General features: G+C 41.9%; 7 protein-coding genes. All 7 read right to left on the minus strand.

The genetic code is table 11. From position 1 onward, the window contains the following. Positions 1-642: 642 nt before the first annotated feature. The 7 genes from HWQ47_RS17135 to fabV all read right to left on the minus strand — a co-directional run bounded on the left by HWQ47_RS17135 (position 643) and on the right by fabV (position 15,172). Positions 643-3,423 (minus strand): TonB-dependent receptor, encoded by a 2,781-nt coding sequence (locus HWQ47_RS17135; RefSeq protein ID WP_269967277.1) that lies wholly within the window; start codon positions 3,421-3,423, stop codon positions 643-645. 689 nt (positions 3,424-4,112) lie between these two features. Continuing rightward, a complete protein-coding gene (locus tag HWQ47_RS17140; protein WP_269967278.1) occupies positions 4,113-6,917 on the minus strand; it encodes a TonB-dependent receptor plug domain-containing protein in 2,805 nt (934 codons plus the stop codon). Positions 6,918-7,461: 544 nt separating this feature from the next. Then, positions 7,462-8,667, minus strand: coding sequence for a porin (locus HWQ47_RS17145; protein ID WP_269967279.1), 1,206 nt, complete (start codon positions 8,665-8,667; stop codon positions 7,462-7,464). A 232-nt stretch (positions 8,668-8,899) separates the two neighbouring features. After that, complete coding sequence (locus tag HWQ47_RS17150; RefSeq protein ID WP_269967280.1) at positions 8,900-11,296, minus strand: DNA polymerase II; 2,397 nt, start codon at positions 11,294-11,296, stop codon at positions 8,900-8,902. 260 nt (positions 11,297-11,556) lie between these two features. Then, complete coding sequence (locus HWQ47_RS17155; RefSeq protein ID WP_269967281.1) at positions 11,557-12,492, minus strand: alpha/beta hydrolase; 936 nt, start codon at positions 12,490-12,492, stop codon at positions 11,557-11,559. A gap of 10 nt (positions 12,493-12,502) precedes the next feature. Further along, the gene (locus HWQ47_RS17160; protein WP_269967282.1) at positions 12,503-13,708 is read right to left on the minus strand and encodes an MFS transporter; all 1,206 of its coding nucleotides are present in this window, start codon (positions 13,706-13,708) and stop codon (positions 12,503-12,505) included. Between the two features lie 264 nt (positions 13,709-13,972). Continuing rightward, a complete protein-coding gene (gene fabV / locus HWQ47_RS17165; protein WP_269967283.1) occupies positions 13,973-15,172 on the minus strand; it encodes an enoyl-ACP reductase FabV in 1,200 nt (399 codons plus the stop codon). Positions 15,173-15,188: the final 16 nt, after the last annotated feature.

Raw genomic sequence — 15,188 nt, forward strand, 5'->3', positions numbered from 1 at the left:
GGGAAAGCACAATATAAATCCAAGTAGAGGCCACCAATGACCAGTTAAAAACATCCCACAAAAAGAACACACAAGATATCTGAAAATATCAGTGAGTAATCGTCATTATCAAAACCATGCCGGTCACCACACAAATAAAGGTTAAGAATATTGATCAGCGTCTACCGGTCACCAATAGAGTAGAGTGGTATCAGAGCATCAATGACAGATGGATATGAATGTTACCAAATAGCACTGACAAACGCGTCAATGGAATTTTGAAGCATATCGAGTAGGGTGAGGCGACCCCAGTTATTACACCGACTCCCTGTAAGACTAACTTCTCAATTGTATCAGCCACCTCACTAAATAGGTCTGACTAACTTTCGTATCAAATAGAGTGGGCTTCGCGCTATTTCGGACACTTACCCACCTATACCGTAGAAACAGGTTACAGTTAGTTGTGTACACCTTACTTCCTATGGCTTCCTTCAGATCTCATCGTTAGCCAGCAACGCCCTTGCGATTGGATTATCTTCCCCTCTGTCAGGGTGATTCAGGTTTCTTGAAACTGACAGCTTCGCTGGGCAAACGACAAAAGGCCACGCGTTTGTACGCATGGCCTTATCAGTTGCTAAAATGTACTAACTAGCAGGGTTCCCCTTAGAAGGAGTAACCTGCCTGCAAGTAGAAGGTACGACCGTATGAATCAACGTAACGTGGATCGTAACCTACCTGGTGACCAGCACCACCACTACGCAATGACAAATCAGGCTTGGTGTCAGTGAAGTTAGTAATACCGAAGCTTACAGTCAATTCATCAGTCGCCATTAACGTTGTTTGGTAATCAAACGTTGTGTATGAAGAGATATTTAACTGAATACTCACTGGATCACCAAAGGCATCATTTTCGGTTACTGTCTGTAACTGATCTTTGTAGCCAGACTTGTAGTTTGCACGAACAGTATGCGCAAACTCACCAATTGGTGAAGAGTGGTCTAGAGTGGCTTGCAATTGAGAGATCACACGGAAGGTAACCGATTCGTTATCACCGAAGCGCCCCATGCTACTGATGTATTCGTCAGTGCCTGGCTTGGTGTACTCACTGTCAATCATGTAAGTACCCGTAAAGCCAGTAGTCAATGTACCAAATGACAATTCATTAACTACTTGTGCATTCCAGTCAATACCTGAATATTTCGCATTACCAACATTCACTGACCCCTGAATGATTGCCAGTTCCTCTTCGCCTGTACCACTGTTCAACTTCGTTGTGAACAACTCACGGTAAAGTTCAGCATCTTCGAAGATCTGAGACTGGGTCAGGCTTGCCACCTGATCCTTCATCTCTACATTCCAATAGTCCAAGGTCAAACTGAATTCTTGAGATGGCGCATATACAAGGCCGAACGAGTACTGTTCTGACTTTTCTGGCTCAAGCTCTTCGTTGCCTTTCAAGAAAACACTGTACTGTGACTTACCCGACAAACAATACTGTGCCAAGGGATCACCGCTTGGGAACGGACAATCGTAGCTGCCACCAGTTACGCCAAACTCACTTTGTGGACGGGCAATGCCTAGCATGCTTGGTGCTTTAAAACCTGTGCCGTAAGAACCACGCAGTAATAAGTCTTCAGTTACTTGGTAACGGGTGCTCAACTTGTAAGTAATGTCGTCCATTGAGTTACCTACGGTACCACCATTGAGTTTGTCATCGATCGCATCGATTTTATCATAACGAACAGATGCTGTGACATTCAGATCTTCAATTACTGGGATCTGGACTTCAGAGAATACTCCGTAGTTTTGACGCTCAAGTTCGTAAGCGGTATCGGTACCCAAGAACAGGATCACTGCATCTTGGTTTGCTTGAGAGATAGATACATCATAGCTTGTACTGCGCCAGTCAAAACCGGCTGCCATGTATACGTCACCGGCAGGTAGGCTAAACAAGCTAGTTGATGCCTTACCATCAAAACCATACATTTTAGTCTTGGTGTTAGACCAGTTGCCGCTGTAAATAGTTTTATCTAGTGCCGCCTGACTTGCGTCATCAAATCCGTCAGCAGGTGCAAATATATCGATTTGACCTGAGCTGACCGCAGCCTTGAATGGGTCTTCTAACAACCAGCCAGTTGGGTAGTTTTGGTCAGAATCATTGCTTGAATAGAAACCCGCAACTGAGTAATCCACATCACCAACTAAACCTTCTACACCAAATACGGTGTGGATAGTTCTAGTGTCGTATTCGGTAGTACGATTACCTGCAGGCAGAGCTCTCCAACGAGCCTGAGTGGTCAGATCACCTGCATCGTAAGCCGCTTTTTCTGCGTCGTTCAGGTAAGGAACGATGTACTCGTCAACTAATCCAGCATCAACTGGCAAGTTAAACCAACCAGTAGGATACGGAGCAATACGAGAAACCATTTTGGTATTAGCAAAGTTTGCTTCCAAAAAGAGGGTCGTATCGTCATTTATCGCTAACTGACCGTTAGCAAAAATAGTATCACGCTCTATTTCAGGCACAATTTCGATGGTAGAGGTGTAGTCAAACCAACACTCTTCTAAAATAGCAGACGTGTTTTCTGCACAACCACCGTTCTTTTGTGAGAATGGGTTAAATGCGCGGCGGACAGTGTCACCATTAGCATCTTTGTAACTTACACGTGCGTTCCCAGGGATCGCGTTACCAGAACCGTTAAAGAAGTACAGGTCGCGGCCTTCATTTTGGAAGGAGATAATACCAGTTTTAGCAAAATCTCGATCCTTAGAAGCCAATTGCTCTTGCGTATCGTGAGAGTATGACAGCAGGACATTAAAGCCATCGTTATCGATATCACCGAAACCACCGGTGATGCTGCCATTCCAGCTCTCACCACCTGTTTCCTGAGGTTTATCGTAACGACCAGTAACATTGAAGCCTTGGTAATTATCCTTCAAGATAAAGTTCAATACACCAGCGATAGCGTCAGAGCCATAAAGTGCTGATGCACCATCTGTCAGTATTTCGACACGCTCAATTGCCGCAAAAGGGATTGAGTTCAGATCGATGGTACTGCCAGACGTCGATGGCGCAAGGCGACGACCATTAAGCAACACCAGCGTGTAGGAAGCACCCAAATCGTGAATAGAAGCAGTTTGCAAACCACCGCCACCGCCACCAACTGAGTCTGGTGCAGTGGTAAAGCCCTGCATGGCTGGCAGTTGTTGAATCAATTCAGGAACGTTAGTTACGCCAGATCTGGCGATTTGTTCCGCGGTAATTACCTGAACAGGTAATGCCCCTTCCATGTCAGTCTGCTTAATAGCAGAACCTGTTACCGTTATACGTTCTACCTTTTCTTCATCTGCTGCATAAATGGCTGGTGCCGCGAAAGCTGCCGCTGCAGCACCGCTAATGAGTGCGAAACGCACTGAATTAGCTAAAAAACTATTCTTATACATGTTGTTTCTCCCTGGACTTATATTTTTATTTTTTCAGTACATCGACCCTGACACACGAGCCGTTACATATGCGCACTGATACAGCCAAATAAAACATAAGAGCAACACTTTAGCAACAGTTAGCGGTGATTTTTCACCTTTGCAATCAATATGACAACAAAAAAATAAAAACATAAAATGCGGTACAGGTGAAAAGTAACAACACACACACCCATCACAGGTGAAGTCTACAATCAAAAAAACCACGCAAGACCACACTGACAGAGCAAGCAACTAGCTTGCGCCGAAGGTATTTCGACCGAATCGAAACAGCGATAGCTCAAATAGCAATCAGGCGTTCCATCTAGAACTTTATATTCTCCTAGTTCAGATAAAAAATAGAAAGGAGCATACAACCAAGGTTTTACAGTTTAAAAACAGTACGTTAATAATTTTAAAGGGAATATTTTAGTTAAATATTGGATATGTAATTCGAGGTAAAGCATTGTGAAAAATTACAACTAGAGCCCTCAACTAAACATTATGTAAAGAAATCAAGACAGTATATGAACTAAATATGGAACCGAAGTGTGGTTAAGCCCGTAGTTTTTCTCCAATACAACCCTATCCGTAAAGAAATAGTAAGGAAAAACGCAGGTTGATTACTCAACCTGCGTTTTTCCTGTGAACGTCTTTCTTGTATTACTATGTTAGAACTTTACTTTAATCCCCCCGTAGTAATAACGACCGAATACGTCATACACATCCGATGCCGTATTCGTACCAGTAGCATCACCAGGTACGCCTTGACCTAAGAAAGGTGGCTTTTTATCGAACACGTTATTTGCACCAGCATAAAGCTCTAGATTATCGTTAAAATGATATCGAGCTTGCATATTATGATAGACATAAGTTGGTAGAGTGCCAAACGCCTCAACTGAGTCATTTTCTACGTTTACTCCCTCAATATACCTAACCGTCCACGCAAGCTTCAGATCTTCTAAAGAGTATATAATATTAAAGTTGGCCTTAAGATCGGGCGCTCCAATCTCACCTTGACTATCTACAACTTCACCACCTGTAAACGGCACAAAATCATTTGATAATGAATACGTACCTATCAGACCTAAATCTAAGTCACCAACAGGAAGTTCAAAACGATAATCAGCTGTAAAATCAATACCAGAAACTTCAAAATCGGCAACGTTAATGGCTAAAGCATTAATCCGATCTACCAGACCAGTGGTTGGATCACGTTTAATTAAGTCACAGAAAGGATTATTAGGGTAATCAGGTTGACGTACACACTGATCTACCGTGGTTTGTGCGCCAAAATCATTAATGGCATCTTCGATGTTAATTTTGAAATAATCAACGGTAAAACTTAACCCTTCAACTTGAGATGGGGAATATACAAACCCAACAGTTTTCGCTTTTGAAGTCTCCTCTTTTAAGTCAGGGTTACCTGCTGACAAACCACCAGCACTACGAATATTCAAAGCAAATGGATCTAATGTTGCTGAACCAGGGATTTGAGCACAATTAGCCTGCACTGCTGCTGATTGAACCTGATAAACTTCACCCGTTGCGCTCGTTCCTCCCTTACCGCCTAAAGCACACGGATCAACAAAGGAGCGGAATGTCTCACTGCCGGGATCAAAGAGCTCACCAATGTTTGGTGCCCTAACAGCTGTAGATACTCCACCTCGTATCTTCAAGTCATCAAACGGAGACCAATCTAAAGCAACTTTATAGGTTGATGCTCCCCCAATAGTGCTATAATCAGAATATCGATATGCCAGTTCTAAACCTACATATTGGGCTAAAGGTAAGTCTGACAGTATTGGAATATTTACTTCCATAAAGTATTCAGAAACATCATAGTCACCTTTCGTATTAGGCGTAGTGTTTCCTGATGTTAAACCAGACTGTGCCAACGCATCTGAATTAAATTTACTTTCTTCTGAACGCCATTCATAACCAAAAGCAACACCTAAATCACCCGCTGGTAGTTCAAATGCAACGCCAGTAATGCTAGCTCCGAAAACTTGTTGCTTCATTGTTGACGTTAACTGACTATCAACAGATACCCAATCAAGGGCATCACCACTTATCGCCCCAGCACCAAATACATCAACTGGCACACAACCTAAGTCTCGAGCAAAGGAATCAGCACATTGTACTTTGCCGTCTGCATCTAGCTCTGTTTGTAATGAATTATAAAAATTAAGTGTATTAAAAACGCCACCGTTAGTTTGGGATTGCGAAAAGCTACCGTATTGATAATAAGCATTGTAATCCCAATTATCATTTATAGCGCCTTCTACTCCAAATGCAGTTCTAAACACTTTTCTATCTACATCACTGCTACGAGGACCAAGCTCAACAAAACGGCGATACATATCAAAATCGGTCGCATCAGGATCACCTGCAAGTACTGCGTTTCTTAATTCAGTTGGAACAAAATAGTTATTAATAGGAATAGTTATATTAGGAATACTATTGCCCACACTGATAAATCTACCTACTATTGTAGGTTCCAACTGTGAGCTGGATGTGAGCTGACTATATGCACTTTCACTAAAGAAGTTAACATGTTCATTTAAGTCGTATTTAATGTTCGCGTTGAGTTGAACTCGCTCAGTAGGTACTCGAATTAAGCGAACTGCGTTTCGGTCAAACCCATCTTCTGCCGCAACAAAAGGTTTATCCCATAAACCTGTAGTGTCATCTTGAGTAATAATACCTTGGCCAGGAACAAAAAAGTTACCTTTTGGACCGAATGTACTATTAACTGCATCATGCGCTGAAATATCTCTATCACTTGATCTTAAAACGCTCTTGTCACTATAACCAACATGTACAACTGCATTACCTTTATCTTCAGCAAAATTACCACCAAGTGTAACGGTAAAATCTTTCTCTTCACCGCCTCCATCAGATGAATCACCGAAACGAGAATTGAACTCTATCCCTTCAAACTCATCTTTCATAATGAAGTTAATAACACCTGCAATTGCTTCCGACCCATAAACGGCAGAGGCGCCACCAGTAACAACCTCGACTCGCTTAACCAGATCAATTGGTATCATAGAAACATCAACCGTTGGACTTCCTGCAGAGCCGCCAATATGGCGACGACCATTAACTAAGATCAATGTCCTGTTACTGCCTAAATTACGCAAATCGACAGTACTTATCCCTGTTGTTGAAGTTCTGAAGTTAGAAGCGGTATCCGTTGTTCCCGGAATACCAGCAGACGGCAACTCGTTAATAAAGGTTGCGACGTTATTTGCCCCTGTTATCTCTATCTGAGCCTCACTGATCGTGATAATGGGGGACGTTGCTTCAATCTCAGTTCTCTTAATTCGAGAACCAGTAACTTCAATTCGTTCTACTTTGTCTGTCGCTTCTTCGTCAACAGCAAAAGCTGTGGACGAAGTAAAAGTTGCCGCCGTTATACCACCAATGATCGCAAGACGCACTGATTTGGCTATTAGATTATTATTAAACATATTTGAATCTCCCTGGATTTTAATTCCATCACTTTTGGGGTTGAAGTAATCAACTAAAAACTCACCCCTTCGCAACACAATAAACCACGAGGCGAACAAAAGATCAACGTAAATAACCACTAAGCCACAACTTAGACAAGCTAAATACTTTTTGCGGAGAAAATACAATATAAACTTACATATGTTTTGTAATAAAATTTAATTGAAATACAAAAGAGAGGCGATATGGAACATATAAAACTCTAGAGTTAATCCTTTGAACTAACTTAAAATAATAAACATCACTTGCTTTCAACAAACACAAAAACTTATTCTTCGACATGGTAAGAAACAAACCCTTACATATGGAAATTTTTTGTAGCATTGTTCAAAAGTGTATATTTAAGAGATTTATTAAGTGTAACTGTAGGTATGAGCTGAAGTTTAACTAAAAGAAATTGAATTAATTTCAAATTTGCTGTTTTAGTTTGTTTTACTAACACTAGAAAGAGACATAAAAAACGCCCATAAATGGGCGTTGGTCAACTTATGGTTTTAGCAGGTATTACATGTAATACCTGATTCCGATAGCAACACCGTCATCTTCATCTGCAGCTTGGTTACCTATACTAAACTCACTAAAGTCTTTACGGACTTCAATGTAAAGCATGGTCTGTAAATCCCATACATAATGTAGGCCTGCTACAATAAACTGACGTTTAAATTCACCACTATCAGCACTATTGCTATACAAGGCTTCATATTCATCGCCCGCTTTTAGGTAGTTATAGGCAAAGATAGGCTTAAGACCATTATCAAACTTGTAGGTAAACAATGACTCAAGACCGATAGCGTCTGGCATCATACGACCCATGTTATCTGTGTCATGGTATTTTTGCTCATTAACGTTAACTGCAGCGTAGAAACCTGGAGCTTCAAACCCACCCCAAGTTAAACCAGCACCATAGATAGAATCAGTTTTAGTAGAACGCTTACCTGTAGAAGTCGTCGCTTCAAACTCACCTAGGTTGAAACCTGCTGTCAGGGTTAACATATCGGTTGCATTATAAATAACTGCACCACCATAGGTGTAGTTATATTCAACCGTGGTGGTTACTGCTTGATTAGCATTATCAGCCATGCCTTTTGCAGACAAAAAAGCTGCAGTTGATGAAGTTGAAATTTCATCAATTTTAAATTCATCATTCTTTAACTGAGCCTGAAGACCGAAGCTAAAATCACCGAAGCTATTGCGGTACTGAACGGTTTTGTCACCACGGCCAGTGCCGTTTACAGAACCATCACCCTTGTTGTAAGTATAAGTTCCCGATGCGTTGCCATCCCAAGTGTTGACTAGGTTAGTGTTATTAACCACGTCATACCATACGCCCCACTGCTTACCTATGGTCAGATAACCATATTCCTCATGACCGAGCCCGACATAACCATGACGATTGTTAAGAAACTCATCGCTTTTAGACTGAAAACGACTTTCATTGCTGTAAACGATATCACTATTACCGAATGGGTTAACGCCCCACTCTAATTTAGTAAAGGTTTTCCAGCCATCACCCATATCACGGGTAAATTCAAAACTAATGCGTGATGCACCGTTAACGACTTCTGTCTCGCCTTGAGTATTGATGATACGAGCATCCATCCAACCACCGATCGCTACTGCGTTCTTGTCGTCTTTATAGATCTCAATAGCTGAAGCTGTTGGAACGAATATAACGGCTGCTAAAGCCGATGCAACTAACGTTTTTTTCATCTGTTATCTAACCTTAATGTTTCCAGTCTGCTTGGTTTTATTATTTTTACAATTCCGTTGTTTTATTTCTATCCTACTTCTTTGCAAGATTAACAAACGATCATCTTTCTCTCAAAGCAGAAAATCACAAAAACAAAGCATTTATCATAGGAATTAGCTAAACAAACCAATCGGTAGCAATAAGCCAACCAAGTGGCAACACAAGGCATTAGATTAATTAAGAAGCAACACTTTAAATTAACGGGAGCTGTTTCGATATCAGATTCGAGAAATTTTCTCCCAATATGGTAAGAATAGGATCAGCTATTGGTCCAAGCTGTTTCTCTATATAGTATTGATAATCTATTTTGGCTTGCCTATATTTTACTGGCTCAGCGCCATTAATGGTCATTAGGTAATCAATACGAGTCCCCTTCTTTGACAAGCTCTCCAAGCCCGATAACTGATATTGAATTTGCGCAGCTTTAACGTGAGGTGATGATTTAGCTGTGTAGTCACAAATGTCTCTGCGCAGCCTCTTAGAAAATATCAGTTCACTATCTAGTTTTCCCGCCAGAAGGTCATTAATAACATCCAGTAGAAAAACAGTTACATCTTGCTTAGTAAACAAGCGGTAATAAAGCGCTTCTTGAACCCGTCTTGCCAATGGACTCCAATCACTTCGTACCTGCTCCATTCCTTTAAAGGTTAACTTCAGTTCACCATCCGGTTTAGTATAGGCACCGACGTAACGCTTTTTAGATCCCTCTATTGAACCTCTTAAGGTCGGCATAAAAAACTGTTCATAATGGGATTCATATTCAAGCTCCAAAAAACATTCTATGTTCATTGTTGCCGCTAGTTTGTGCTGCCACTTGCTATTGACCTTTTCAACGAGTCCTTTAGCAACAACGTCAACATCAAAATCAAGGGGATCAGCGCCCAACCAAACAAACGTTGAATCGGTATCACCGTAGATCACCTGATAGCCACACTCCTCTATCCAGACCTTGGTCTGTTTCATGATCTCATGCCCTCTTAAAGTAATAGAACTCGCAAGCCTGGCATCATGAAACACGCACCCTCTCGAACCTAACACCCCATAGAGTGAGTTCATGATGATTTTAATCGCTTGAGAAAGAGGTGCATTCCTCTCCCGTTTTGCCTTTTCTCTGTGTTCCGATAATGTTTTGATAAGCTGAGGAAGAATAGGATCTTCTCGACTAAATCGTCCACCAAGAAAACCAGCAACAGTTTCTGACTCAGGCATAGTCAATCCTTGAACTAGACCTTTGGGGTCAATCATAAAAGTTCGGATAATTGAGGGGTACAGACTCTTAAAATCAAGTACTACGATGTTTTGATACAATCCAGGCAGAGAGTCCATCACATACCCACCCGGACTCTCTAGCCCTTGACTGGTCGCCATAGGGGGAGCAACAAATCCAGCTCTGTGTAGATGGGGCAAATAAAGATTATTAAATGCAGCAACTGAACCGCCAACTCGTCCCAATTCTAGCCCTGTCAATCTTGAACGCTCAATGGCAAACTCAAAAAGTTCTGTTTTTTCAAATATCTCCCAAACAAGGCGGCAATCGGTCAAGTTATAATGAGCCAGCGCTGTTTTATCATTTTTAAATAACTCTGTTATCTCTCCTCCTCGGTTATCTATCCCCTTTTCGCCACTGGGTAACGCTTTTCCTTCATCAAGTAGAGCTCGAGAGACATTCTCTAACGAAAAACTGTCAAATTGATAAAAAGCGGCTCTAAGCCAATCGATACCATCAAGTACCACGCGCCCAGGTAGTGATAGGGTTTCTGGACGATATTTATCCTGTACCTTCCAGGAAAGAGCCTCTCCACCTCTGCCAATTGCCAGTTTAATGCCATGATGATTTGCTCTTCTAAAAAGCAGGGCAAGATCAAAAGTCACCACTGCCCAGCCGATAATAATGTCCGGATCATAATCTTCAAACCAAGCAATGAGTTTATGGATCAGAGCCACTTCACTATCCACCCACTCGATATACTCAGGCCCCGCAGTTTTTCTGTGACTGTCACAGTCTGAGATCATAATAACTTTACTGTAGGGTACAGCGTTATGAACCCCATATAGTCCAACTGAGTACAACACACCTGACATGCTACATTCAAAGTCTAATGAGATAGCCTTAAGAGGAATATCGAGTGAACATTTACGGGCTCGTTTAGCTGAAAACTGGGGGAAACTTGAATCAATGTTGATAAAGTCGCCAGCAAATTCAACATCAAGCGCAATATAACGCTCAATAAGAAAACGATGCTCCGGTCGAATATCCGTTTCAAATAGGCAAATGTTAAGATCTGTGGCCGTACGGATCAGCATGCGAAAACGCTGCGATGAATGGCAATATATTGCCGAAACAGGCTCATGAGCAAAGCTTTTAAGCGGAAGGTGTTGAACTCTGAATTTTGCCGTTCCAAAATGCGATTCAAGCATCCCCACCTGCTCTGTTGAGCAAAAGCAGACATATTCCCCATGTGGCACGTTAACGAGAACAGGACCTGAGTGGGTCTTTATATAATAGTGAAAGCTAAGTTCGCCAGAACAAACTCTGAGGTGCCGCGTTAGAATGCGTCCAGTAACAGTCAAAGAGGAGGAGTTGGTCATATTAAGTTTTAATTAGTACTAAGTTTTCATCATTTACAGATTACTATACTAATACTCATCTCACTAATTAGATGATCTATTCATTGCTTGTCTGTGGTTTCAATTCAAAGAACATTGAGCATTACTTACCCATTTTAATCCCAAGTAATGCAGAGATAGAGGTCCGAAACTTGACCAATGAAAGCTTTCGAATCCTTCATAATAAAAAGGCTGAGTAGATATTGCTAATCAGCCTAGTCAATGGTTATTAAATTGTTCTTCTAACGATTCAAAAACTCACCTATTAAACGATAAACCTGCTCACACTCCTCTTTAACGAGATCTTCCATATTCATGAAGGTATGGATCATATCATCAAAATGAATAAGCTCAGCCTTACCACCAGCTTCATTAACCTTCTGACAGTAAGATTGACCTTCATCTCTTAATGGACAAAACTCTGCGGTAAACACCAAGGTTTCAGGTAGCGCTTTGGTGATGTCACCGTACAATGGTGAGGCTTTGACTCTATCATCTGTTGCACTAAAGTAATTATCGAAGTACCAGCCAATTTTACCTTTCTGTAATAAGTAACCTACCCCATTTTGCTCCATTGAAGGGCTATCCATAGTGTAATCTAGGCTTGGGTAGATCATAACCTGTTTTTTAATGGTTACAGACTCATCAAACTGAGCACGACTAGCCACACTGGCCACGAGTGCGCCGCCGCCAGAATCTCCGACAACCGATAACACTTTAAGGTAATTGATCTCACGCAAATCAAGTGTAGCCCAGATATTTTGCATCACCGCATAGCCATCATTAACACCTGCTGGATATCGACACTCTGGGGCTAGTCGATAATCTACCGACACGACGATATGCTGCGTTGCATTGGCAAGCTTACGGCAAATGGGATCGTAAACCGTGATACTTCCTGCCATATGCCCACCACCATGGAAGTACACAATTACAGGTAGCTTTTGTTCTGGGGCTGGATGATAAATTCGAACAGGAACATTGTACTGTTCGTTCATTACAAGATCATCTGCAACCCAAGCGATCTCAGGAATATCTGTCACTAGGCCTTTCGTCAGATTAGCCAGTCCTTCCCGTGCGTTGGTTGCTGTGGGCTTAAAGCCATTTTCAACTAATATAGCAACCTGTTGATTGAAATTTTCTAGCCAAGGCTTTAACTTTTCACTGACATTTCTCATATTGTTCCCCTTACGCTTTTTTAGCTGTAGCAGATGGTATCGCCAGTTTTTTCTTGCCGGTCTCAGGCAGGAAGAAACTGGCAAGGAAGAAGGTTGAAGAGCAAGCAACAGCAAAGGTTGCAGATATCGCGATGTTCCCAGTCACATCCGCTAAGACGCCAGCAATATACATTAGCCCTGTTTCAATCGCATAAGAGAGTGACCAGAACATACCGAAGACCACTGTAATACGTGCAGGCGTCATATTAGGTAACTCCTGTGGAAGGGTGATTAGCGCAGTCATGGGGACAAACATAAAGAAACCAGCCATAAATGCGGCGAAATAAGCAACATCGGCACTTGAGGTCGTGATCATAAGCGCAGCAAATGCGGTCATAGCTAAACCACAGTAACGGATAACAGGGACACGAAATGGATAGCGTTTAGCTGTGATAATACCAGCAATAGTTCCCACCATACCGGCACCAATCATAATCGATGATAGATATTTAGCCTCTGCTGCAAAGCTTGGAACCATAGGGAAAAGTGCAAATACTGAGATATAGCAAAACAACAAACCTGAGTAAGCGATAGGAAGCCAGAAATTAATAGGGTCTTTAAAACCATCTTTTAATGTATAAGTCTCCTTTACAGCTCCCCCCTTAGCGCCCCCATCAAGAGAGAAATCATCACTGACAAACCACCAGATAACTAATACAACAAAACTGGCTAACGAGATGACCAAAATAACATTCTGCCAAGTCTGAAAGTTAGCTATCAAGGTACCTGTTAGTAGAATAGCAAGAAGGTTACCTGTGTTAAACGCCGCGGCATTGATACCGTTGATCATCGGACGCTCTTCAGCAGAAAAATACTTCACTACGATAGGGTTGAAGTAAACAATAACGAATGCACCACCGAACCCCATCACTAATCGAGAGATAACGTACAGTGGATAACTTGATGCAAAAGCACCGAGTGCACCTAAAACAATCAAAATAGAAGCGAAAGTAAAGGCTTTCTTAGGGCCCATCTTCACCAATAGCCAAGCAGCCGCTAAATTACCAATGATCTTGGCAATGGTAATAGCATTGGTCATCCAAGTCGCTGCAGCAATCCCCTCAATTTCATAATAACTCATGATATCTGTTGTCATCATAGAGCCTGCTACCCAAGACATAGCGAAAAGCGCATATGTCATAAAAATTATCATCTCAATTAGATGTTTTCTTGTCATTTTAGACCCCAGTATATAAAGATATTATTTTTAACTGACTCCTATAGTACCCAATAATAATCATGACGATCTTCCCGATTTCGCAATATACAATTGCATTGGGGATCTCAGTTCACTCTCATTTTTTCACACCAACTTCCATCTTGCTCACAGTTTAACGTCTTTATATCATTGACTATTTAGATTGCCATATAAAAAAGCACCGAATGTCTCCATTCAGTGCTTTATGTGGTCAATAATGGTTTAGTCTATTGCATACTTTACTTAAGGCTGTAGTCGAGTGAGTGAATCAAAATCAACACGCGCCTGATAATCTACCTCTGGAAAACCAAAGCCATTTAGCTGCATAAACTCAGCCTTATATCCTTTATAGTCACCCATTTCAGCAAAATTATCTGGAGTGATCTTAGCCATCAACTTATCAACTTCTTGTTGCACCGAAACATCGAGTTCCCAGTCATCAACACGAATTAATCGATCTTTATCAACTGGAATGTCTGCAGTGCCATATACACGATCAGCAAAGAGCCTTTGCATCTGCTCAATACAGGTCTCATGAGTTCCCTTGCGCTTCATGACTCGATACAGCGCAAGGATATAAGGAGAAAATGCAGGAATGTAAACACTCGCCTTGGTGACTAACGCCTTACATACTGATACATGAGCACTGCCACCGATAGCACTCAGCTTGTCGTTGAGCTTATTCCCCGTGGCATGCAGATGTGTCTTAGCACGCCCTAAAGTACCTTGGTGGTAGATAGGATAAGTGCTCTTACCGCCGATATAGGAGTAGGCAAGTGTCTTACATCCCGTTGCCAGCACACCCGCTTCAGATAGAATGTCTATCCAGCTTTCCCAGTCTTCCCCCCCCATCACCTTCTCTGTATCAAAGATCTCCTGCTCTGTCGCAGTACCTACTGTCATCAGCTCCATAGTATCAGTTTCAATATTGATCGTTGGCCCTGTTACCGGCTCACCGACAGTTTTGATACTTGAACGCCACATACCACCGGTTTCAGGATTAGGTCTAATGCCCGTTGCTAAGCTATAAACAACAAGGTCAACCTTGCCACCAAACTCGGTGCGAATATACTCAATCACCTGAGCACGCATAGCGGGGGAAAACGCATCACCAACAAAGTTTTTAGCGATTAGGCTTGCCTGCTCCGCCTGCTCACGAAAATAGATGTTGTTATACCAACCTGCACTGCCGACACCTTTTTCACTGGGACCACGCTCAAATGACACTCCTATGGTGTCAGCGGATGCTCCGCCAAAAGCCAATGACACTCTTGATGCCAGTCCAAAACCTGAAGAAGCACCTAAAATCAATACTTTTCTAGCACCTGACTCGATGGCTTTCGCTGATTTAACATAGTTAATCTGGTTTAAGATGGATTGCTTACAACCTGCTGGATGTGAGTTACGTGCAACAACACCTTTAACAATGGGTTCGATAATCATAAAAGTTCCTAGATTT

It is taken from the genome of Shewanella sp. MTB7, from assembly GCF_027571385.1.
Classification (GTDB): domain Bacteria; phylum Pseudomonadota; class Gammaproteobacteria; order Enterobacterales; family Shewanellaceae; genus Shewanella.